Below are 25,756 nucleotides of genomic sequence, written 5' to 3' on the forward strand. Positions count from 1 at the left end.
ATTTTATACTTACCCGCGCTTGTAAAAATTATTCAGTGAGGAGAAAAGTATTTGCAGTTAAATTTCTTTTCCTTCAAATTGGCTGTGGTAGAGTGCGTAGTATTCGCCTTTCTTCGCCATGAGGCTCTCGTGATCGCCTTGTTCCACGATGTTTCCGTCTTTTAAGACGAGGATTACATCGGCGCCGACGATGGTGGAGAGGCGGTGGGCGATGACGAAGTTGGTGCGGCCGTGCATGAGGCGGTCCATGGCTTTTTGGATGAGTTTTTCCGTGCGGGTGTCCACGGAGCTGGTGGCTTCGTCTAAGATCAGAATGTCGGGATCGGAGATGAGGGCACGAGCGATGGTTAAAAGTTGGCGCTGGCCTTGGGAGATTTCCGATCCGGATTCGGTGATGATTTCGTCGTAGCCATTGGGCAGGGTGCGGATGAAGTTGTCCGCATAGGTGGCCTTGGCGGCGGCGAGGATTTCGCCTTCGGTGGCGCCTTCTTTGCCGTAGGCGATATTGTCTTTAATGGAGCCTGTGAAGAGCCAGGTGTCTTGAAGCACCATGCCGAAGTGGCGGCGCAGATCGTCGCGGGTGAGGCGGTGAATGTCCACGCCGTCGACGGAAATGCTGCCGTGATCGGGCTCGTAGAAGCGCATTAAAAGGTTGATAAGGGTGGTTTTTCCCGCGCCGGTGGGCCCGACGATGGCCACGGTCTCGCCGGGGTTCACGTGGAGGGAGAAGTCGTCGATGACCACTTGGTTTTTCTCGTAGCCGAAGCGCAGGTGATCGAAGGTGACTTCGCCTTTTAATTCTTTCAGGACGGTGGTGTCGTCGGTCTGCGCCTCTTCTTCCCCATCGAGGACGCGGAAAATGCGGTCGGCGGCGGAGATGGCCGATTGCAGGGCCCCCACCACTTCCGCCATGCCGCTGATGGGTTGATTGAGTTTTCTCGAGTATTGGAAGAAGGCCTGTATGGCGCCCAGAGTAATGGCGCCGTTTAAGACCAAGAAGCCGCCGAAGACGGCGATGGCCACGTAGCCCAAGTTGGAGATGAAGCCCATAAGGGGCATGATTTCGCTGCTGATAAACTGGGCCATGTAGGCGTTGGCGTAGAGGGCGTCGTTAATTTCATTAAATTCATGGATGGCGCGGTCTTCGAAGGTGAAGCTCTTCACCACTTCCTGGGCGGAGATGATCTCTTCCATGTAGCCGTCTACCCGGCCCATGTCGTGGCTCTTGGCGCGAAAGTAGCGCTGGCTGAGGCCGGCGATTTTCGCCGTGACAAAGGCGCTTACCGGAAGTACGATCAAGGAAATGATCGTGAGCCGGGGCTCGATGTAAACCATCATGGCCAAGGTGCCTAATATGGTGACCACGGCGCTGATGATTTGGGCGATGTTTTGCCGCATATTGTTCACCACGGATTCCATGTCGTTGGTCATGCGGGAAAGGAGGTCGCCGACGGTGAAGCGGTCCAAATAGGCCACGGGGAGGCGCTGAATTTTTTCGGAAAATTCTTTACGCAGGGTAAAGACGGTTTTCTGGGTGATCTTCACGAGGATGCGGCCCCGGAAGAAGTAGAAAATCGAGGAGGTTACATACATGGCGAGGAGGATGGCCGCGATGCGGTTTAAATAACCGTAGTCGATGCCCGCCCCCGCCTTCACGGAATCGTAGATGTTCGTGATCCCCAGGCCCAAAATCCAGGGCGTGAAGATGTCGATGATGGTGGCCGTGGCCGTAAAGAGAATGGCCAGGACCATGGGCAGTTTGTCTTGATTTAAATAGCCGATGAGCCGCTTCATAATGCGGCGGCTGTCGGCGCTTCGAAGACTCCGTCGGTCCCGCTCCGTAACGCCTTTGAGTCTAGGCATAGAGCACCTCCTCTCCCAATTGAGAGGCGGCGATTTCCCGGTACAGGGTGGAGGATTTCATAAGCTCCTCGTGGGTGCCTCGGGAGACGATTTTGCCGTCGTCCAGAACCAGAATTTCGTCGCAGTCCAACACCGTCATGACCCGCTGGGCCACGATGAGGGTGGCGGTGTGCTCCGTCATGGGGGCCAGGGCGCGGCGCAGGGCCTTGTCCGTTTGAAAGTCCAGGGCGGAAAAGGCGTCGTCGAAGAGAAGCACCTCAGGCGCTTTCGCCAACGCCCGCGCGATGGAGAGGCGCTGTTTCTGTCCGCCGGAGAGGTTTTTCCCCGTTTGAGACACGATGGCATCGACGCCCTCTTCCATGCCGTGAACGAAGTCCTTCGCCTGGGCGATGGAAAGGTAGCGATCCGCCTCTTCGTCGGTTAAGGGCATATCGTGGGATAGGCCGATGTTTTCCCGCACGCTCCTTAAAAGCAGCATGGCCTTTTGAGGTGCATAGCCCATGCGGCTGCGCAGGTCTTTGGCGGAAAGGTCTTCGATGTTCACGCCGTTTAAGCGGATTTCGCCGCCGGAGACGTGGTAGAAGCGGTGGATGAGCTTTAAGATCGTGCTCTTGCCGCTGCCCGTGCCGCCGATTATGGCGACTTTTTGCCCGGCCTTCACTTCAAAGGAAACGTCCGACAACACGGGCCGCTCCGCCCCGGGATAGGCAAAGCTCACGTGGTCGAAGACGAGAGAGGTTTCTCCGCCATCCGGTAGAGAGGCCTTCACATTTTCCTTGGCCGGCGGCGTTTGGAGGACTTCCACGATGCGGTCGTAGGCGGCCTTGGCATTGGGGTACATGGCGAAGAGCATGGCAAACATACTGAGGCCAAACATGATTTGCACCACGTATTGGATAAAGGCCATAAGATCTCCCACTTCCATGGCATTGGCATGGATGCGGCCTGCGCCGAAGAAGAGAACGGCAACCATGGTAAAATTAAAGATCAAATTAAAGGCGGGAAGCATGGTAATGAGGTAGTTGTTTACCTGCTCCGAGGTGCGGCGCATGGACCGATTCACCTCGTCGAAGCGGCGATCTTCGTAGCTTTCCTTGCGGAAGGCCCGGATCACCCGAATCCCCGTGAGCCGTTCCCGGAAACGGAGATTGATCTCGTCCATGAGTTCGCGAATGCGGCGGAAGCAGGGAATGGATGCACGGGCGATGGCCATGACCACGGCGAGAAGCATGGGGGCGCAGAACAAAATAATGGCGGAAAGCTTCACGTCGGTGGTAAGGCACATGTAGGTGGCGCCGAGAAACATAAGGGGCGCGCGAACCAGGGGGCGAAGGGCCACCACGGCCATGCGCTCCAGCTGACTGATGTCGTCGGTGGCGCGAGTTAAAATCGAGGGGGCGCCGAAGGTCTCGAAGGAGGGAAAATCCAGAGAGAGCACGTGGGCAAAGAGGCCGCTGCGTAGGTCGCGGGCAAAGCCCATGGAAATCTTCGCCGCCATGAGCCCCGCCACCGTCATTAACAGCACCGACAGTGCGGCGAGTCCGATCATGGCCAGGCCTTTATGGATGATTAGAGGCACATCGCCTCGCAACACCCCGGCGTCCACAATGTGGCTCATGAGCCGCGGCAGGTAAAGATCCGCCAAAATACTCAGGGCGATAAGCAACACTTCGCCGACAATTAAGGGTATATAGGGTTTAATGTATTGTTTCATTTCACCATCCTTTTCAAAAAAACGCTTATCTATTATACCTACCCGAAAAGAAAGGTCGTACACATGAAGACCCTGGCCGCCTTAAAACACAAAAACTTCATCGACGTAGACGGAGGCTACGGCTTCGATCAAAGCCTGCTTCGAGAAAAGAGCGCCTACGCGGCGGATCGGGCCTGCGGCATCGCCGCCTTGGCCAACCTTATCGCCTACACCGAAGGCAAACGACGAATAGACAGAGGCGCGGCCCTGAAGCTTATGGGCGAGATCCTCCGCTTCGCCCCGCCGAGACCTTGGGGCATCGCCGCCGGGGGCATCCTCATTAGAGCCATGGGCCCCATGGGGAGGAAATACAAAGCGGAATTTCTAAAACCCCGCGCCACCGATGAAGAGATCAAAGGATTTCTCCTTCGTGCGCTAAATGGTGATTGCCCCGTGGCCCTTTTGAATACCAATCACCCCCATAAAGCCTTTCGCTATCATTGGGTGACCATTACGGAGCTGGTGGAAGACGAGGGCGAGGTGTATGTGCGGTTTTCCTCCTGGGGGAGGCGGTATAAAATGCGGTTTGAAGAGCTGTTTGTGCGAGGAATGATGTATAGGAGGATGTTTTTTATAAAATAGTTTTTTTCTTTTGTTCTCGCACACCGCTTATCCCTGCTTTCAGGGACACTTAAATTTTGCGTGTCGCGATTTTTTTGAAAAAGGTGTGCGAGAAGTGCGAGGAAATGATGTGCCTATAGTGTAGGTCACCCAATCTCAGTGGTTTAGAAGGCATCGGTCGCTTGTAGTTTTGTTGGTGGTATGCTACGCTGATTTCAGTATAAAGGAGGAATATATGAAGAAATGGTGTAAATTTTTGGCGGCGCTCATGCTGGCCACCTCTCTTTTGACTCCGAGCCCTGTCCGGGCAGAGGGTCGCAATGATAAGATCAATGTCCTAAAAAGTGAAGGGTTGGTGACAGGCTATCCCGACGGCAGTCTGGGCCTTGAGCGACCCATTAGCCGTGGGGAGGTTTCCGCGCTTTTAATTCGCATGACGGGCAACAAGGTCAAGGGGCACGGGGCGCAGGTGTTTAAGGATGTGCCTTCGAGCCACTGGGCAAGCGGCTATGTCGAAGCCGCCGCCCGCCTGAAAAATCCCCAAGGGGTTTCGGCCATTATCGGCTATCCCGACGGCACCTTCCGACCGGAAAACCCCGTCACCAATGCCGAGATGATGAAAATGCTGACGGTGGCGGCAAAGAAAGGGCTGACGCAGGCAGATGCAAAGGGCGCCGAATGGCCCATGTCGTGGATCCGCTGGGCGGAAGAATTAGGCATCGTCGGCGCAGGCAGTGATGTCGGCCCGTTGGACGTGAAAGCACCTGCCACGCGAGGCGATGTGTTTGTCATGATTTACAATGCGGGCGAAAAGGTGAAGCCGCGCAGTGAGAGCCCCTCTCGCCCGGCGACCAAACAACCCGCCCCCGCAAATCCCCCGCAGCCGGCGAGGCCTTCAGCAGGCAATGAATTTGCTTCCTTTAACAGCGGCAAAACCTTCGACCACGAAAAGTTTAACCGAGAATTTATGGCATTAATCAATGCAGATCGCACCAAGCGTGGCCTCGTGCCATTAAAATGGGGCGACGACTTAACCCCCGGCGCCACCGCGCGGGTGGAGGAACTTCTGAAAAACGGCTCCATCGACGTCAACGGCCAAGACCACGTGCGCCTCGACGGAAGCAGTTGGACCACGGCCTTTAATTACATTCGCCCGAAATCGGGAACCACCATGTTCGGTGAAAATTTGGCTGAAATCATCCACATGTCCAACGATCGGATCGGAAAAAAGAGCCGCCTTTTCATGACCGACGAACAGGCCCTTGCGAAGAATTTCTATCGCATGTGGTGGGATTCCCCCGGCCACCGCGCCAATATGATGGAGCCGACCTTTCGCTACATGAATCTGCAAGTTCGCGTCGGCGACTACGCCCAACTTCAAAAACCCGGGAAAAACACCGTGTACTTCGTCGGGACCACCCATTTCCGCGGAGAATATCATTAAATAAGGGCGGCCGCTTTTTCGGAAACGAGCCATAGGCCGCACCCTGAGATGAGCAGAAAAGAAAACGAAACGAAACAAAGGGCTGATTTGGAGGTCGCCATGTATCGTCTTTACGCAAAGCAGAAAGTATTAAAACTCGAAGATCACTACGCCGTCACCGACGAGTCGGAAACGCCGGTCTACTATATTGACCAAAACCTGAAATTTTTCGGCTTCGACGTCCGCGTCTCGGACAGTGAGAAAAAGCCGCTGTTTTCCGTGGAACAGGAGCTTATGCACCTGCTGCCCACCTACCATGTGTATTTCGAAAACGGCGAGGTCATAGACATCAAGGCCCGCTTCGCCCTCTTCAGAAAGAAAATCGACATTACCTACGAGGGGAAAACTCTGCGCCTCGAGGGCGACATCCTTTCTTGGGACTTTCGAATATTAGATGATGCGGACCGAGAAGTGGCCGCCATCGAGAAAAAAGTCTTCGCTTGGGGCGACACCTTCGTCATCGACGTCATCGACGACGCCTACGCCGATGTGGCCGTGGCCATGATGATCGTCGTGGATCATATCATCGATATGGAGCAGAATAGCCATTAGGCTATAGCCAATAAAGAAAGTGAGTTGTGAACCCGTTGCCGCTTTAGCAATGGGTTCACAACTCTTTTTTTGCAAAAAAAGCAATGCAGACTAAAGGTTGCGAGGCATTACGACGCCCTATCCGTTTCGAACAAGCACCGGCGCCTCGAGCCGGCGCAAGAGGGTATCTGATCTTCCGGCGACGCACCTCGCTCGTCGGAATAGGTTATGAGAAGGGGATGGGCCTCAAAACCACGAAAGAAATAATTTTAAGGAAATAGAAAAACCAATCTAAAATGATCGGCCGCAAAAAAGCAATAAAGTATGAAAGTAAAATCCTGTAGATCACATACAAATGGCGTAAATTCAAGGATAAAAGGCAAAATGGAGGGGCAGATCGCTTGACAGGGGAATGGTCTAACTATAATATAGCTATATAGATTTATTTTTCATCAAACCAAAAATTAAAAAAATTTTTTCCTTCCCTGTCGAGGGTAAAGAAACGGAGGAATCCGCGGCTCCCTATTTAAAGACAGTGATTGATGGTTTGATTGGAACATGACATTGAAGAAAGATGAAAGGAGAGGGTACTGAGAGCAAGGAGATCATAACCAATCGCGGAGCACCTATATAGCAAACGTTATTACAATAGCTTATCAATGAAAGGATAAATTATGCACGATTCAATGAGTACCTACTCAAGACGCTTACTTGCATTGGTTCTGGCAATGGTGATGGTGATCACCATGATTCCATTTGGCGTTTTCGCAAACGGCAATACGGGCCAAAATCAAGCAGGCGACGAAAGCGCGACGCCACCCAATACCTCATCCCGTGCCGTGGATGCCGAAGGTAAACCCCTGGTAGACTGGGATAAAAGTGCCGGAGAAGGTCGTGATGACGGCTCAGCCTATTGGTCGCTACCGTCAGGCGTGAACATCATCAACGCCCACAACTCTCCGGAAGTGATAAACACTTTTGGTTTCACCTACCTAGGCAAATACCTAGACGATCAAGGACGTATCGTACTTAAGTTCGACATCGGACACAGAGCCATGGCTGACTCCGGTGTGTGGAAAAAATATGTCATGCGCTTCCCAAAAGAACTTTACAATGCTATCGATACAGATGCGTCGTTTGTTCTATGGAAGCAAACCGAAACCTATCGAATCGACAACTTCGATAGATTCGAAACCACGACCGTAAGAGAGCAAACTGCCTATACCTATCAGTTCCCATATAGAAACTTCGGTGCCCAATACGGTCACAGAGAAGTAAACGTCGTTTTAAAGAAGGACGTCAACTGGGAAAAGGACTTTGCGGGCAAATCACAAGTAGTACAACTTAGACTATATAGTGATAACAATAATAACTTGAAGATGTTCTCCACATCAGCCAGAGGCGCAGACAAACAGTACACATCCTTCGGTTACAACACCCATACAAAGACGGCAGTTGTAGGCGATCTTTCAAAACGTCCTGGCGACCTTGTAGAATCAACTACTGCATCAATGAGAAGTCTTTATGATGACGTATTCCACACAGCCGACTCAACATTGCAGCTAGATAGAGAAAATAAAAAAGTAAGGATAATATATAACGTTGCAAAGGGATATACTGATAGTGCAGACTATAAGATGTATGGTGAAGATATCGGCCTACGTCAAACCCTTGACCCGGACTTTGTACGCTACCTTGATTTATCAAAACCGGATACAAAGATCGGTACCTACCAACTTTTCTATCCAAACGAAAAAAATATGGTGAACCCATTGATATCTTTGCAAAGGACCTAAATGGCGTTAAAAAGACAGCAGATGGAAAAATTGAGCTAGACGAAAATAACAACCCAATCTATACGCGAGAGGACAAATCGGTCTTCATCCAATTTGGCACAACAGAATTCAAAGATAAGGAAAACCCGGATTCGTCAGATCCAAACTATATCTTTACGAAAAGCACCGATGCCCAAAACATTTACTTTAAAGCCGAACAAGGTGATGGATGTTTGGGCGTATTTGAGTACAATATCGACCCTAGTCTTATTAACGCATCTATGATCGAGAAGAAAGAGTTCTCCAAGAACTTTATGTTTGACACCAGATATATAACATCTAACAATGATGGTGTTCGTAAGTACACAGGCGTTTTAGAAGAAGACCTTGTATTTGGACCAAACAGAAACAACTTTTACAGATTAAGCACGGAGCCTTACGAATCAATAACTACTGGTATGGTAGGCGCTAACAAGGTTGCAGATATTGTCTTAAATATAGGTGGACCAAATGGAATCTGGAAGTCCTGGAAGCGTGAAGGTGCTGCTTGGTTTAATGACGGTACTAACGCATATGCAATTTCGCCTTATGGTAAGGAAATGCATTTAACTAAGCACAACATGACCATTGGTGGAACAATCCCTAAAGGCACGCAAATTACAGTCTATATTCCTAAATCCTATTCAAGAAAAGTAGATAAAATTTACTTTGACTTAGTAACAGGTGACAAACTTGGAGCTACCAAGATCCAACTGACTAATGCCAAGTCATTAATGGGCGGTAAGAAGATAACCCTTAAGAAGGAAAAGAAGAAAAACGGGTCTGACGTATTCTATCCACCAATGTATATCAAGAACACCGTTTCCACAATCGGTGGTTCAGCAATCAGAGAGCAATATACACCTATAATCGATGAAATTTTCACAGACTCTAAAGACTTTACAGGCATTATGAGAACTGAAGGTGGTGTCCTGGCATCCCTTTACAAGCCTAAAAAAGAAGATAACTCGACTACCGAACACTTCGGCGAAAACTGGATTGACTCAGAATCCGATAAAGATGGAAACATCACTGGCTACGAAAGAATAGACGGTAAGCTTAAAGACAAGGAAAACCCTGAAACTGTAGATCCTGACAAAATAAAGGAAAAGAGAACGGTTAAAGGCCTTGATACTAAGAACAATGTTGTAGACAAGGAATTTGAAGGTTTAAGATTTACCATCAAAAAGCTTTACTTTGGTGGCGATGAATTTAAGGATGCCAATCAAGAAACAAAAGTTGAAGACATGGGCCTTATCAAGGACCAGCCGGTTATGTTCAACTCCTTTAGACATACCTCTTTAAAATCTGCGCCGGTTTACGAACAAGTTCAAGCGAAAGTTAAATTCATGCTCTATCCGAAGCAAAATGTTGCCCTGGATAAGATAGTGCCTCTAAACACGGAATACTCTATCGAGCCTGAAAAACTCAACGAAAAAGGACTTGAAGCAGCTGCAAGACTTGAAACCACCGGCAAGCCGAACCCGAACTATAAAGGAAACGGCTTTAAGGCAAAAGAAGGCGAAAACAACATTCGTGTGGATAAAGACCATCCCACCATTTCCGTTAAGAGAAAATCTCTAACATCAACAGACGCCTTTAATAAGGACAAAGAAGTAACCTATCCAAACTTCCTTAACCACGATGGCTATGCCTACGGCGTAAACAGCTCGGATCCGGCTATAAAAGAAAGAGCAGCTCAAGAATTCATTAAGCGCCTCTATCCGGATGCCGAATTCGATGAAGCCTTATCGAGAAAAGCCGACGCTTCACCAAGAACAGACGGCAAGACAGTTATCGGTTGGACGACCAAGGAACTTAAGGATACGCCTACAAAGGATGCCGTCGACCAATTCTATGAACTGGAAAAGAATAAGAAGGTTTTAACTGACCTTAGTCAATGGAAAGATGTTGATGATGATAAAGAAAACTACATCTTCAACGAATACTCACCGGTTGATAAAAACAGAACAGTCTATGCCGTTTGGGGTACACCGAGCTTAGTGCTTCACTCCAACAACACTAGCTTAGATAAAGAAACTGTAGTCCGTATTCCTTTCACGCCGGATGACGTTACCCATACAAACAAGATTATTGATGCTATGACATCGGCAACTAAGGAAAACTTAAAGAACAATAATGTAATCAAAGAACTTCCGCTGGCACCTTACAAATATAGGTCCAAAGCTCTTGGAGAGGAATTTGACCCAAGACTTGAAAACTTTATAATGGAAGGCTCCACTTTCGTTGGCTGGACTCTAGACCGTCATACAAATGATAAAAATTCTGACTTCGTTGCAGGTAACAACAACGACCGTCTTGGCGAAATCCAAAAGGGTGAAACGAAGAATGGCAAGAGTCTTCCAAAGAGAACAGAGTCAACTCAATATCTAGGTCATTTTAAAGATGCCTATGTTCCCAACGGTTATAACTTTGCCGTATCTAAAGGCTATGAAGCCTTGATGAAGGAAGGTAAGGACATCCACCTATATGCAAACTATAGACCTTACTTCGAAATCAATGTTAAGCCACAATATATGAACATTGGCGAAGCTGATGCAAATCATCAATATGGTAAGTATGTTGACGATGTAGAAGCAGCTAAGAAGAAAAACTTAGAAATTGCCCTACTATATAGAACTGCTGTAACTGGTTATAAAGAACCCACCGTACTTCAAGGGGCAACCTATAACCCACTTACAGAAAAAGACCTACTTCCAAATGACCTTGTCATCAAACCATGGGATGGAAATAATAATAATAAAACCCTAACATGGAAGGCACCGGGTTACGACCGTGAAGGTATGAGACAATCCTATGTAGCAACTGTAGTACCTCAAGGAAAGACAGAAGCCTACAAAAAATTCAAGCAAGAAAAGCCAGATGGCGGAATCTACGACTGGAACTCCCTGGGCATTACAACTTATGTTAAGCTTTCCGGCCAATCAGCAGAGCTAGACAAGGGGGCGCCTAGAAACCTACACGAAACAATTCCAAATGGGGACCCATACGGAATCGGACTTGCCAAGCAACAAAGCTTTGGTGTAGATGCTGCTGGCAAGGTAGACGCCTTTACCTCGGCAACATCGAGACAAGCTACAGTAAGAACAGCTCGTGGAACCAAAGAAGAAGTAACAGGTTACAACATCTCCCTTACAAACACACCGCAGTCCATGCCGACTCCTGAATTTAACTCGGTGAAGGAAACAGATACAACTATCGACATCAACTTTGGTCAAGGCCTTATCAATGAAAAGCTAAAAGCTCTTAAGTTAAAGATTCCTACATCAACAGATGGAAAGATTACAACTTATAAAGATTTCCGCTTTGAAATCGGCACCGATGGCAAAACCTTCACGGCACCTAATGGCATGACGGCCACCTTAGATCAAAACACAGGAAAGCTTACAATTGGAAACTTTGACTTCAAAGGTCTTCCAATAGATGAACCAAACAGAACAATCTACGGATCCTATGTCAAAGAAGTTGGCGCTGAAGGTGAAAAAACAGAGGTCGAAGGCGACAAGGGCAAGGTCGTTATCACCAGAGTATTAACTTCACTTCCGATTAAACAAATGGAACAAATCGCAAAGAAAGATGGAGATAAAGCCAGACTCAAATTTGTGATCCCCGACGAAGGCCCGACAGACCAAGTTGTATCAGGTACAACCTATACCGCTCAAAAATTTGACAAAACTCAAAACAAGTGGGTTGATGTAGGAACAACGACTGTTAGAGGAACGAACCTAAGAGGATCTTCAACTGAAATGCCAATCACTGGCGATGTAGCAGACGGCGACCTTATCCGCATCAAGTCCAAGGAACCCGGCAAGCTGGAATCCTACTCCGTAGGCGATGCCGACAGTGGAGCATACACACCACAAGTACAAGATCCTAGTACACCAAATGTACCACCGGCAGATACTGGCCACTACGTTAAACTTGACCTGGTAGGACCGACGGTACAAGGTGAAGCCAAGGACGAACGCTTCAGACGCTATATCAACATCGACGCTACTCTTGATGAAGTTCCCGGCAAACAAGTTACTATTGAAGTAGGCACTAAGGGTGAACAAGGCGCTAAAGGTAACGCAATCTTCACAGGCGACAAGGACAAAGTCATTAAGTTCTACAACGAAATCGCTCACAACGATGATATAACCCTACACGGCGTTTGGATCACCGCTACCGATGAGTTTGGAAATACAAAAACAACTAAGTTGACTTATGACCAAACTTATCAACTAGATATGAGAGTTACAGGACTTAGACCAGGACGTAACTATCTAAGACTTAAGTCGGAAAAGGCAAACACAAGTGTTAAGCTTACCTTCTACGTCAATGGAAAAGTTGATCACACTGAAACAGTTACGATAAATGAAGCTAACAAGTACCAAAAATTCACACTAAGCGACGGCTACAAGATGAAAAAAGGTACAGACCTTGATATAGAAGGTTCATGCGTAGAAGGCAATAAGACCTACACCACCAATCCCTGGGAGATGCCCATCGACTAAATTCATTTTGATGGAGATCTGCCATATAATATAGAAAGAAGTTAACTGTCCTTAGGGGAGCGATTGCTCCCCAAGGGATTATTCCTAAGGAGGAATAATGAGCAAGAACAAATATCTCTCACTGATCTTATCCATTCTCATGCTCCTTCAAATAGTTGCGCCGGTGCCGGCTCAAGCCCTGTCCATGGGACAAAGCGGCAAGGTTCAAAAATCAGAAGGACAAAGAATAAGTGATAGATCAGAAGTGTTTACATTCAACAACACTGAAAAACCTAAAATGTCATGGTTTTCTAGAGGCACTCAGTCCACATATGGGGCCAGAAATGCTTCATTAACTAAGACAGAAAACTTAAAAATCACTACAGAAACAACCGGCCTCGACGAAGGAGAGTTTAACTGGAAAGCCTTTGGAGATAACCAAAAATTTACAGCTTGGGTTGAAGTATCCTATATTGGCGAGAAAGATGAAAACGGCAGACCTAAAAAGTACAAGGTTTCCAAAGATATCGAGATCAGCCAAGCCGGAACGATTGAAACTCAAGTTGAAGTAGATGCAGAAAAGACAGTTGACAAATATTATTTGAGAACTGAGTATCAAGATTCGGCAAACGCATTTAAGATTAAAGCATTTTTTCCGGGAGCTCCACAGCTATCACCAAAAGGTGGAAAAGAATTAGTATTCAGCTTGGACATTTATCAAATTGTCAGTACAGAGATAGAGTACAATCTAATCGATGAATACGGCAAAGCAATTGACCTTAAGGATGATAAGGAAGAAAAACCACTTTTAAAGGATCTTAAAGGCATCGGTAAAATCGGGGACGATATTAGCTTTGACCTAAAGAACACAGGTAAAGAAATTCTTTGGCAAGAACAAAATCTAGATGAATGGGAGTTGATGAGCTCATCTCTAGCAATGACCTTAACAAAAGATAAAATCACTTCAATTGATATCGACTACAAGCTTACCTCCACTTACGATGTTATTAATGGTGGTAAAGTTACTATCCAAAGACAAAAAGATGTAGTAACACCAAAAGATCCAAAAAATCCTGGAAATACTCCAGATGGCTATGCAAGAATTAACCTTTCGGCAGATGCCCTAGGTGGAAAAACCGACGGTACTTTTACAAAAGGCGACCCAAAAGACACTCAAAGAGTTGTTGACGTAAGAGCAGGCAAAGCCTACACCACTGCCCAAGCAGAAATCGAAAAACAAGGCAAGCCCTACCCCTTAACCGCCGAAAAGAAAGAAGACACCGGTAAGACCTTTGACAAATGGACACCAGAGTTAGGCACACTAGGAAATGCCGTTGCAAAAGACACAAAAACTTTAAATGCAACTTACAAGTCAAGTGATAAGGAAATCATTCCTTACCTTCCGGGTGAAGAAGTTCCTACAAAGGATAAGGATGGACTTCCAATTCCAACTAATTACCTAACAGTTACCTTCAAGTCAGAAGACGCTAAAAAGGGTAATGTTAGAATTGGGGACAAGGAAGGCGAAACAGTACTTGCAAAAGTAAAACCTGATGTAGATTTATCCAAAAAAGAAGAAATCTCTACAAGACCGGTAAAGGACTACGGCTTTACAAAATGGGAACCACAACTAGGAGTTCCACAAGAAGGCAGTGTATACACAGCATACTTTATTAAGTCAGGCTCAAAAGTTGGCGAGAACGACCCAATACCAGAAGGCTGGGTGAGAGTTTCTGTAAGCCAAGACGATGCATCTATAAAAGCTGGAACTGTAACGAAGGGTTACTACACAGTTAAACCAGGAGATAAATTAGCAAAAGAAGCATTTGTTGATATTTCAGAAGCAGCTAATAAAGGCTACAAAGACCCAGCATGGTATGTTGGCACTGAAAAAGTAGCTACACCAGAAAACCATGTAATCTACGGACCAACAGACTTTATCGCAAAAGCAACTCAAGAAGCAGCAGACAAGATTACAAAGAACGGTGGCTTAAAGGCAGTTGACATTACAGCATTCAAGGGCGACTCAACAGAAGGTAAATTCTGGAACAAGGGTGTTGCATTAAGCACTGCAAACGAAGACCTTCAAAAGCTCTTAGATGCAGCCACTGTTACCGATGAATCCGGAAGAACCACGAAAGAAGCCGGCGAAAAACTAGGCATACTGAAAGTGACCTTCTCCGACGGCTCCACCATCGAAGTACAAAACCAAAAACTCATCGTCAAGGAAACGGAAGTTAAAATCAACTTCGACAAAGATGCCAATGATGACGCCAATGCACCTCGTGCAAAAGAAGAAGTCGTAAAAGGCAAGATTTCCGCAGCGGATACAAGCACCGTCGTCGCCGGGGCAACCATCGTCATTAAAGATAAAGACGATAAAGTGATCGGCAGAGGACTCGCCAACAAGGACGGCAGCTTTGTCGTCGGTACGAGAAGACCCCTCGTCGCCGGGGAAAAACTTAATATTATCGTCACCCTTCCCGGCGTCGATAAAGCATCGGCCCCCGTCGAAAAGCAAGTCAAACTCAATCCCGACGATTTAAACAAAGTCCTCCCCGTAGGCGACAAGCTTTACGACAATCTGAAAGGCAAGCCCGGCGTTAGCAAGGCGAAGCTGAATAAATTGAAAGAAGCGGTCGATGCCGGCTATGCATTAGTTCCAAAAGCCGCCGATGCTGATAAACAAATGGCACAAAAGCCTGCAGCATCCGTGGCAGTTTCCGATGATGGACAAAAATCCCTGGACAATGCGGCAAAGGCCATTAACGACGCCATTAAAGCATTAACCGACAACACCGCGCCCGTGGTTAAAGGGACGGCCTTTAAAGAAATCTTTAAGGGCGAAGACCTTAATTTAGAAGCCGGCATTAAAGTGACCGATGCGGATTCCACGCAAACCGAATCCGACATTGCACAACAAGGCGGCAAAGACTTCAGCTACAAGGTTTACACCACCAACAGTGAAAATCAAAAAGTTGAAGTAAAAGGCGATGCTCTAAAGAACTTAAATCAAACACCGGGCACCTATGAAGTTGTCTACATGGCAAAGGATAAATCCGGCGCAGAAGGCACCTTCACCATGACCTTGGTCGTCAAGGACATCGTCTACACCAAGATCGCCGTTACCACCGATCCCACGAAGACGAAATACCTTGTAAAAGATAAGGATACGAAAGCGAAGCCCGACTACACCGGCACCGTCATTACCCTTACCAAGAACAATGGCGATACAGAAACGGCGACCTACGATAAAGCAACGGGCAAGTTCAAAATCGGCGAAAAAGCCATTGACGAGCTGACCATTGCGCCGAAAGAAGTAGCCGTTGCAGAATCGCCGGCAGTGATTACGGCGACCTATGAAGCTGGCAATACAAAGTTAACAGCCAATGCGGGCAAGAATATCATTGTTCAAATCGACAGCGACGGCAATGGCGTGGCGGACACCGAAGAAAACTTCGATATCGCCAAGGCCAAGTCCATGGAAATCACCAATCAGCCGACCTTGAACTATGAACTTGATCACAAGACCGGCAAGGCAAGCCTGGATTTGAAATCCATCGTCGTCAAAGTCACCGACAGTTTGGGCAATTTCAAATACTTCGGTTACGAAGAAATCAAGGGCGACACTAAATTTGCCCTGGCTCTGGGAACCGATGCCTTTGATAAAGCGGCGGCAAAAGAATTAACGACAGCCGACACCGGTAAAAAGGTCAAGGTTACCTTAACCTACAAAGAAAACAAGACCTTAGACGCAGAAACATCTGCCATTAAAGTAGAAGACAAACGGCCGAGTGTGATCGAAAACCCGAAACCGGGCGAAACACGCGAAGGCTATGTCTCCGTAAAATTTAATGCAGACGCAAACAGCGGACTCAATGGCGTAAACACCTTCCTCGTTAAGAAGGATACTGCAAGCTCCGAAGTGAAGGTGCCGACCATCGTACCGGCAGCTGGCTATAAGGTAAAAACCGACAACGGCGGATGGGATAAGGCCATTCCGGCAACATTTGCCGCAGACTTTGAGACCACTGCCCAATGCGAATTAGATGACGCAACATCTAATACGCCAAAAGCCGGCTATACCCCCATTACCTTCGATGCCCTGGACAAGGGTAAAATTGGCGACGCAAGAACAAAGACCATCTACGTCAACCCGGCATTGGATGTAAACCTGTCTGAAAATGCCCCCACAGTCACAGCCAACACAGGCTACAGCTTTAAGGCGTGGAATCCCGCCATCGACACGGCAAAGAAATACACCAAGGAAGAAAGAATTCTCGCAACCTACACCAGCGATGATTTAATTTCCGACAAGGAAAAAGCAGGCTACATTAAAGTCACCTTCGCCAATGGCAAACACGGTAAATTTAATGAAACCAACCCTGCACAAAAAACAGACTACTGGGTAAAACCCGACACCCTTGTAGACTTGAGGGAAAAAGCACCCAAGGTAACGGCCAACGCCGGCTACATCCACACAGGCTGGAGCCAAGATCTCGTGGTGAACTTCAAGGCCGATGCAGGCAACCAAACCATCACCGCCCAATACGGCTTGGATTCCGACTATTCCACGACAGAAAAAGCCGGCTACACCAAGATCACTTTTGATAAGGGAGCCAACGGCGAATTTGCAAAAGATGCAAAGACCGAGCTTTGGGTAAACCCTGCAAAAGAATTAACCTTACCGGCACCGGGCATCGTTCCCCACCCCGGCTATTCCCACACCGGCTGGACCAAGGACAATGCAGCGGTTAATTTAAGCAAAAAAGCAAAATACACGGAAGCCACCACCATTACGGCGGCTTACGAATCCGACATTTCCGAAACGGAAAAAACTGGCTTCGTCAAAGTCTCCTTTGATGCGAACAAGAACGGAACCATTGCCGATGATGCCCAGAAAGATTACTGGGTCAATCCCAATAAAGAAGTCAACTTGACGGACAAGGCGCCGGTAGTTACGCCGAATTCCGGCTACCTCTTCATCAAGTGGGATCACAAGCTGGTTGCTAAATTTGAACAGCCAACCACCATCAAGGCGACCTATGCTTCCGCCGGCGACATTAAGACGGAAGAAACCGAAGGCTTTACAAAAGTCACCTTTGACGCCGGTACAAACGGCAAATTTGCCGAAGGCGCCCAAGTCACCTACTGGGTCAACCCGAACAAGGAACTGGTATTACCGGAACCTCGTGTCATCCCCAACAAGAGCTTTGAACACACCGGTTGGGATCCTGCCTTAACCCCGGCGAAGCAATACAAAGAAGAAACCACCATTACGGCAACCTATAAGCAAGAAATTTCCACCGAAAAAATCGACGGCCACCAAGAAATTAAATTCCTGGCAGGCGACGACGGAACATTTGCCGACGGCAAAAAAGCAATTTCCATTTGGGTCAAACCGGACACCCTGGTGGATTTAAGAAAATCCGCCCCGGAAGTGACGGTCACAGCAGAAGGTAAGACCTTCACCGGCTGGGACAAAGACTTAGTCGGCAGCTTTGCAAAATCCGACCAAGCAACGGAAATCAAAGCCCAATACGCAGGTTCCACATCTGAAACACCGGTTCCCGGCTGGACGGAAATCACCTTCAAGGCAGGCGAACACGGCAATTTCGGAACCCTAAACAAGACACCCATCGTTGAAAAGAAACTATGGGTCGATCCGAAAGCCGACGTAAAATTATCCGACAAAGCACCGAAGACCATTGACGAAAAGAACTGGTCCTTCGACAAGTGGATGGACGGCGAAAATGCCGCTACCGGCTTGGATGTTGCCGGCAAATACAAGGAAGCAAAAACCTATACAGCTTCTTATAAGTCTGATATATCTGCGACACCACAAGAAGGTTTCGTAAAAGTCACCTTTGCTCCGGGTACAGACGGTAGCTTCGCACAAGATGCTGTTACTGAAACTTATGTAAGAAAAGACAAAGAAGTCGACCTTACAAAAAAAGCACCTAAGGTAACACCTAAGAGTGGCTTATCACACAAGGGTTGGGCAATTGATAATGCTCCTGCTGACCTAACAAAGATTAAAGTCAGCACAGACACTACCATCACCGCCCAATACACCAAGGCCATTTCCGACAAGCCCGTGGACGGCTGGACAAGACTCCAATTCAACTCCGGTGAAAACGGACGCTTCGTCAAAGACGCCGTTACCGTGAAGTGGGTCGACCCGAAGGTGAAACTCACCTTGGGAGCAATCGCCCCCGGCATCACTCCGGACAAAAACTACAGACTGTCCGCATGGAACGACGGAAGCGCCAATGTGGATCTGGAAACAGAAAAGCTATTTGAAGCACCTGCCACCTTTACGGCACAATACGAAAAGATTTCCTCCGAAACTGAAATCGAAGGCTTCACCAAGATTACCTTTAACTCCGGTGAACACGGAAACTTCGGCACCAAGGAAAATAACCCGGTAAAAGCAAAGGACATCTGGGTCAATCCCAAGTCCGACGTCAAACTATCGGAAATCGCACCGGAGCTGGTCATCGACACCAACTGGTCCTTCGACAAGTGGATGGACGGCCAAGCTGCCGCCGATATGAACACGGCTCAAAAATTCAATGCAGAAAAAACCCTTACGGCAACCTACGAATCCGACTTCTCGGATGAAGCCAAGAAAGGTTTTGTAAAAGTAGAATTTAAGGCCGGCGACCACGGTAAATTTGAACAAGTTGGAGATCCAAAGAAAGATCAACAAACAATTGTCTATGTAAGAAAAGACAAAGAAGTCGACATGACGGCAAAAGCACCCAAGGTCACCCCCGAAAAAGGCTACTACTTCACCGGTTGGGATAAGCCTCTGCAAAAAGTTTATACGCAAGATACGATCCACACTGGGAAAAATGAAAACGCCATTGCAACGGAAGCGGTAGACGGATGGACCCAAATCACCTTTAACGCAGGGGACAAGGGCTTCTTTAAGCCAGACGCAAAGACCGTCATTTGGGTGAAACCCAATACAAAGATCACATTAGACGATCAGGTACCCGGCCTTGAAATCCAAAAAGGCTACTCCTGCATCGGCTGGAAGAAAGACAAAGAAACAAGCGTCACGGACTTAAGTGTTGCCGCAAGCTACGACAAGTCCACCACCTTTACGGCTGCTTATGAATCCGACTTCTCTGAAGGAAAAAAGGAAGGCTTCATCGAAGTGAAATTCAAGGCAGGGGACAACGGGAACTTCGGCAAAAATGGTGAAACACCTATTAAAGAAAAATCTCTATGGGTAAGACCCGATAAGGAAGTCGACCTGACGGATCAAGCACCGAAGGTTACAGCTCATGTTGGCTGGAAGGCAAATGGCTGGGATAAGGAAATAACAAAGGTAACTGTTAAAGCTGATACGGCAGAAGATGCTAGAACTTTCACAGCCCAATATGCAAAAGATTCCGACACGTCCAAGACGGAAAAACCCGGCTATAAAAAGATCACCTTTAAAGCCGGCGACCACGGCACCTTCGCCAAAGATGCGGAAACAGTGGTCTACGTCAACCCCGACTCGGAAACTGAATTAAGCACCATTGCCCCCGAGGTCAAACCTGACATCAACTATTCCTTCAAGGCATGGAATAATGGAACGGCAGACGTCGCATTAACTGCAAAGACAAAATATACTCAAGAAACGACCTACACGGCTCAATACGAATCGGATATTTCCGAAACAGCCAAGGATGGCTTTGTCGAAGTTAAATTCGACGCCGGAACCGACGGCGAATTTAAACAAGTAAACGGTGCAGACCAAAAGACCACCTTCTACGTCAAAAAAGACAAATTGGTCGACTTGACGGACAAAGCACCCACAGTCACCGGCAAGGACAAGAAGACCTTCACCGGCTGGGACAAACCGTTAAAAGCAGCATTTACGGATGCAACCACCATTAATGCCAAGTACACGGAATCCATTTCCGATAAGCCTGTGGAAGGCTGGACCCAATTAGACTTCGACCAAGGTGACCACGGTAGATTTGCTAAGGGTCAAAAGAATGTGAAATGGGTGGATCCCGCCGTTGACTTGAAACTCGAAGACATCGCGCCCAAGATCAACCCGGATCCCAACTGGAGCTTAAAAGCTTGGAACGACGGCACGAATGATGTCGACGCAAAACTAGCACAAAAATTCACTAAGGCGACGACCTTTACCGCCACTTACGAAGATGCATTCTCACCGGAAGCAAAGGAAGGCTTTGTAAAAGTTACCTTTGATGCAGGCGACCACGGTAAATTCGTGAAAGAAGCGGTAAAAGAAATTTACGTCAAAAAAGATGTAGAACTTGACCTAAGAGAAAAAGCTCCGAAGGTCATGCCAAATACCGGCTACGGTCACACTGGCTGGACCATCAACGGCAATGCCAACGACCTGACCAAGGTAAAGGTGACGGAGGCAACCAAAATTACAGCATCTTATACTGAAGGAACATTTGATGCGACAAAGATCAAGAAGATTATGGTTGTCGGCCCCACCCAAATGGGCTACGGCGTCGGTGAAAAACTGAACCTCGATGGGTTAAAAGTCATCGCTATTGACGACGCAGGCTTGCAAAAGACCTACGACTACGACAATGGCGAGTTGGTCGATAAAACAAACAACAATGCCAAACTAGGTGCAACAATTAAAGTTGCCGATAAAGATGTTACTTTTAAAGAAGAACAAGGCAAGAAAGTCGTAACCACAGAATTGGCAATGGCCGACAACGACAAACACATCGTCGTCACCAAGGGCGAAGATCCCAACAAGGTAACCGGTGAAACCATCACAGCCCTGAAGATCCATGAAAACAAATCTGCCAAGGCAGAAAATGTCAAAGCCCTGAACCAAAACGAAGTGGATGGCAATAACAAGCCCACGGACAAGGCGAAGGCAACCACCACCGTTACCGGTAAGGTCAAACCGGGTGCGACAGTTAAAATCACTTCGGCAGATGGTCAAACAGACCTTACACCAACAGACAATGCAAAGCTTACTATCGATCAAAATGGTAACTTTACAGCCGAAATTACCAAACAAAATGTAGGCGACAAGATTCAAGTCATCGCCACGGAAAAAGGCAAACAACCGGCTGAACCGGCAGACGCCACCGTAGCACGGGATGCCAACAACGACGGCAAAGCTGACAAAGATGCAAACCAAAAAACTGCAACACCTACAGCTAAAGCCTTCAATCAAAACATTGAAGAAGGCGGCAAAGTAACGGACAAACCAAAAGCGACGACGACAATTATCGGCACGGCGGAAAAAGGTGCGAAAGTCGTTGCCAAAGTCGGTAACACCATCGTCGGCACAACGACAGCAGATGCTCAAACTGGCGAATACACTATCGAAGCTACTAAAGACGGTCAACCAAATGGTGGCGTGATTGATGTAGACACTGAAATCAAAGTAACTGCTCAAGCAGATAAGAAACTCGTCTCCGATCCCACGGCGACAGTCGTCAGAAGAGACGCTGATAACAACAAAGAAGATGACAAGGGTCAAGACTTTGACATCAAAAAAGCAGCCAAGGTAGAAATCGTCGAAGAACCAACTAAGATGGATTATCTAGTTAAAGATAAGAATAGTAAAACTAAATTTGAAACAGCTGGACTAGTAATTAAGATTACTGACTCAGCAGGAAAAGAAATTAAATACACTGCTAGTGAATTAAAGAACATGACTGACAAAATTACGGTAGAACCTGCTGACCAAGCAGAAATTGGTGTGGATAAAAACAATACCAAACTTAAAGTTACCGTAAAAGGTTCTGATTTAACAGAAAAACCATCAGTAGAATCTACTAAACCTATCACAGTTCAAGTTGACGCAGACGAAAATGGTATAGCTGACAATGACGAAACAACAACAATCACATCAGTGATTGCTAGAAATATTGGTACTGGAACTACAAGTCCTAAGAAAGCTGCAACTTTCACAACAATTGAAGGTATGGCAGAAAAAGGATCAACAGTAACAATCAAGTTCCAAAATAATGGACAAGAAGTAGTCAAGACTGTCAAAGCAGATGACCAAACTGGAGCTTATAAACTTGAACTAAAAGGTGCGACAGAAGCAGAAAACATTCTACTTCCTGCTGATACAGAGGTTTCAGCAAGCGCTAAGTTCGGCGATAAGAACCCATCAGGCGAAATCACAACTAAAGTATTTGACGACCTAGACGCAGATGGAAAAGCAGATAATCCCAATGCCAACAAGACCGAACGCCCCTCCGCATTGGCTTACAACTTTAAAGACGAAGCCAAAACCACCATCAAGGGCGAAGCGGAACCGGGCGCTAAAGTTGTAGCAAAAGTAGGAACCGTTGAAGTCGGCAACGCAACAGCCGATAAAGACGGTAAGTACGAAATCAGCGCAACCCAAAATAACGCAAAACTACCCAAGGGAACCAAAGTAAGCGTCACCGCCACCTTAGATCCTAAGGGCACATCGCCTGCACAAGAAACCGTCGTTTACGACGACCTCGATGGCGATGGACAACCGGACACTTCACAAGCCTTTGACAAGACCAAGATCAGAGGACTTGAAGTCGTCGCATCGCCGAACAAAATGGTTTACAACAACAAAGAAAAACTCGATCTCACGGGCATGAAAGTACTCTTGACCGATCAAATGGGCAACAAGAAACTTGTCGAATTCTCAGAATTTGAAGCCTATGACATCAAAGTAAGCCCCTTGAACAATATCGAGCTTTCCGATAAAAATGTTGCCGACGGCGGTCACAACGGTCTAAAGATCAAGGCCGAAGTCAAAGTGGCCATCGGAAATAGCGAAAAAACCTATTCCGGTGAAACACCCACGGCACTTGAAGTCAACAAAGATCAAACGGCGAAACCCACAGACGTTACGGCAGCTAACCAAGGAAGCGACACTGCAACCAAGGTACGCTTCAAAGCTGCTGACGGTGCAGCCATTAAGATTTACAAAGCAGATGATGCGACTAAGGCAAATCTTATTGTCGACGCACCTGTTGCAGGAACCGGTAAAGATGTAGGCTACTTCATCGCCACATTAAATACCAAACTTCCCGAAGGAACCTTAGTGGAAATCACTGCTCAAGAAAGCGGCAAGAAAGAATCTTCCCCCGAACAAGCCCGTGTCATTCGCGACAAAAATTCGAATTGGGAAGGTGGCAAGACCATCAATCTTTCCGCTCCGGTCATTTCACCCATCCGTGAAAATGATAAAACCGTAACGGTCGAAGCACCGAAGGCGGAAGACAAGATTCAAACCATTGTCGTCGAAGATCCGAGTGGAAACACCGTCACCCTTGTAAAAGATACGGCGGATAAAACGTGGAACGTTCAAGGCTCTAATCCGGCAGCGACAGTGAAAGAAAAAGACGGTAAGATTGAAATCCCCGTCGATGGTAAACTTCCCTTAAAGGACAGAGAACTGATCAAAGTCACCTTCAAAGACGGAGAAGTTCCGGCCAACGAAGCCTTTGATCGCAGAGCCGTTCAAAAGGCAAGTCAAAAACCCATCGTCGATCAAGTCTACACCGGCGACGACAATGTAAAAATTGCCGACCCGACCCGTGCAGACGAAACGGCCACGACCATTAAGGTAAAGGTTAATAACAACGACTCAATGACCATCGAAAAACAAGACAACGGTACTTGGAAGATAAAAGAAAAACCGGGTACCAAAGTGGAAGTAGAAGATGGAAAAATCGTCGTTCCCCTCGATCCGAAAGCTGTAAAAGGCGACAAGATCGAAGTAAGGACGATCAATGATTCGAAAGTTGAATCGGATCCGACAAAAATCGAAGTTAAAGATAAAGTCTTAACTACGAAGCCCGTAATAAAAGAGGCAACAAAAGATACCAACTTCGTAACCGGTACTGCTGAAAAGAATGCAGATATCGTCGTTAAAGTGACGAAGAAAGACGGCACGTCCTCTGAATTTAGAGGCAAAGCCGACGAAAATGGAAACTTCAAGGTAACGACAGATACCTTAGTAGACGGCAATAAAGTTGTCGTAACGGCATCCGAACCCGGAAAAGCAGACAACACATCCGACGAAAAAACCGTTGGCGTCGATACCTCCAAGCTGAAAGAATCCATCGACAAGGCAGATAAGATTGTTGCGGAAGATGGCACGAACTTTAAACCTGACACAAACCCCGTCGATAAAGCATTGAAAGATGCTTTAGATAATGGTAAAAAAGTTAAGGAAGCCGGCGACAACGGCGATCCGAATACGGATCAAACAGTAGTGGACAACGCTAAAAAAGAATTAGACAAAGCCATTGCCCAAAAAGAAGCCGATAAAGCCGTCGATCAAGCAAAAGTCGATCCTTCTGATCAAAACATCAACGATGCCCAAGACAAGATCAACAACATTCCTGGTACGGTTGATGACAACCCAATCAAAAAAGACCTTCAAGACAAACTTGACCTCATCAAGAAAATCAAAGAAGGCGAAGAACGGTTGAAACAAGACGACATCAAAGATAAGCCGCCAAAAGATGTTCAAGACCTGAAAGATGCCATTGACAAAGGCAAAAAGGCGATCGATTCAAAAGACAGCAAAACTGTTACCGAAGCGACGAAGGCCATCGAAAAAGCCATCGATCAAATCAACAAGGAAAGAATCAAAGTTGGCGTCGAAAGTTTGGGTCGAGGCCTAGAAACTTTAGAAATTCGGACCTCCGTACCGGGTGCCACCGTAGTCATTAAGATTGGCGGAAAAACAATCAAAACCATTACAACAAGCTCCTTTGGCACCTACTCGCAAGGTTTATCGGAAGGGCTGAAGGCAGATCAAGATGTAACCCTTGAAGCCAGCAAAGTCGGTTATAACGATGGTATATATAGTGAGACTGTAGATTAAAGAAGAGAGGTAATTAGTGGAAGTAACTCTATTATTTCCTCATCCCAGCAAAATCTTCTCGTAGTCAACCGTCGAATCGACCTGACAAAATGGTTCTAAGGAAGAGACGATCTTTTGTAATAAGCCGCATAAAAATCGTGCAAAAAAAAGAGCGTCTAAAATGCACGGACCCCCAGGGGTTGGACAAGTGATCCAATCCTTGGGGGTCTTTTAATGGCAAATTTCAGTTATAAACCAAACGGAGAAACTGCTTAGGGGCCGGGGGCGAAGTTCGAAATGGCAGTCCACCCACTGGGAATGGCGAGGTAGAGGATCGTAGCGAAAGCATTTAGGAAACATAAGCATTCCGGTGACTTGGGAAGTGGCGATACAAACCTTGCGAAAAGCCCATGTCCTTCGTATAATATAAAAAAATAG

8 protein-coding genes are annotated in these 25,756 nt (G+C 47.1%); 6 read left to right on the forward strand and 2 right to left on the reverse strand.

The annotated features are described in order from the left end of the window. Positions 1–57: 57 nt before the first annotated feature. Positions 58–1,863: an ABC transporter ATP-binding protein gene (locus KO087_RS00600; protein ID WP_215506653.1), complete on the reverse strand. Its 1,806-nt coding sequence runs from the start codon at positions 1,861–1,863 to the stop codon at positions 58–60. After that, on the reverse strand, positions 1,856–3,577 hold the full coding sequence (locus tag KO087_RS00605) for an ABC transporter ATP-binding protein (RefSeq protein WP_215506655.1): 1,722 nt from the start codon (positions 3,575–3,577) through the stop codon (positions 1,856–1,858). Before KO087_RS00605 ends, KO087_RS00600 begins: the two co-directional genes overlap by 8 nt. A 63-nt stretch (positions 3,578–3,640) precedes the next feature. On the opposite strand from KO087_RS00605, the gene KO087_RS00610 reads away from it, so the two are divergent. The 6 genes from KO087_RS00610 (at position 3,641) to KO087_RS00635 (ending at position 25,339) form a co-directional block, all read left to right on the forward strand. Then, a complete protein-coding gene (locus tag KO087_RS00610) occupies positions 3,641–4,198 on the forward strand; it encodes a hypothetical protein (RefSeq protein ID WP_215506657.1) in 558 nt (185 codons plus the stop codon). 214 nt (positions 4,199–4,412) lie between these two features. After that, positions 4,413–5,621 carry a CAP and S-layer homology domain-containing protein gene (locus KO087_RS00615; RefSeq protein ID WP_215506659.1) on the forward strand — a complete coding sequence of 403 codons (1,209 nt, stop codon included), beginning with the start codon at positions 4,413–4,415 and terminating at the stop codon, positions 5,619–5,621. Between the two features lie 48 nt (positions 5,622–5,669). Then, positions 5,670–6,212 carry an LURP-one-related/scramblase family protein gene (locus tag KO087_RS00620; RefSeq protein ID WP_215506661.1) on the forward strand — a complete coding sequence of 181 codons (543 nt, stop codon included), beginning with the start codon at positions 5,670–5,672 and terminating at the stop codon, positions 6,210–6,212. Positions 6,213–6,865: 653 nt separating this feature from the next. Continuing rightward, entirely contained in the window at positions 6,866–7,987 is a 1,122-nt protein-coding gene (locus KO087_RS00625; protein ID WP_215506663.1) for a hypothetical protein, read from the forward strand. 260 nt (positions 7,988–8,247) lie between these two features. Beyond that, positions 8,248–12,522, forward strand: a complete 4,275-nt coding sequence (locus KO087_RS00630) for a hypothetical protein (protein WP_215506665.1) — start codon at positions 8,248–8,250, stop codon at positions 12,520–12,522. A gap of 97 nt (positions 12,523–12,619) precedes the next feature. After that, positions 12,620–25,339 carry an Ig-like domain-containing protein gene (locus KO087_RS00635; protein WP_215506667.1) on the forward strand — a complete coding sequence of 4,240 codons (12,720 nt, stop codon included), beginning with the start codon at positions 12,620–12,622 and terminating at the stop codon, positions 25,337–25,339. Positions 25,340–25,756: the final 417 nt, after the last annotated feature.

The organism is Peptoniphilus rachelemmaiella (genome assembly GCF_943169845.1).
GTDB classification, from domain to species: domain Bacteria; phylum Bacillota; class Clostridia; order Tissierellales; family Peptoniphilaceae; genus Aedoeadaptatus; species Aedoeadaptatus rachelemmaiella.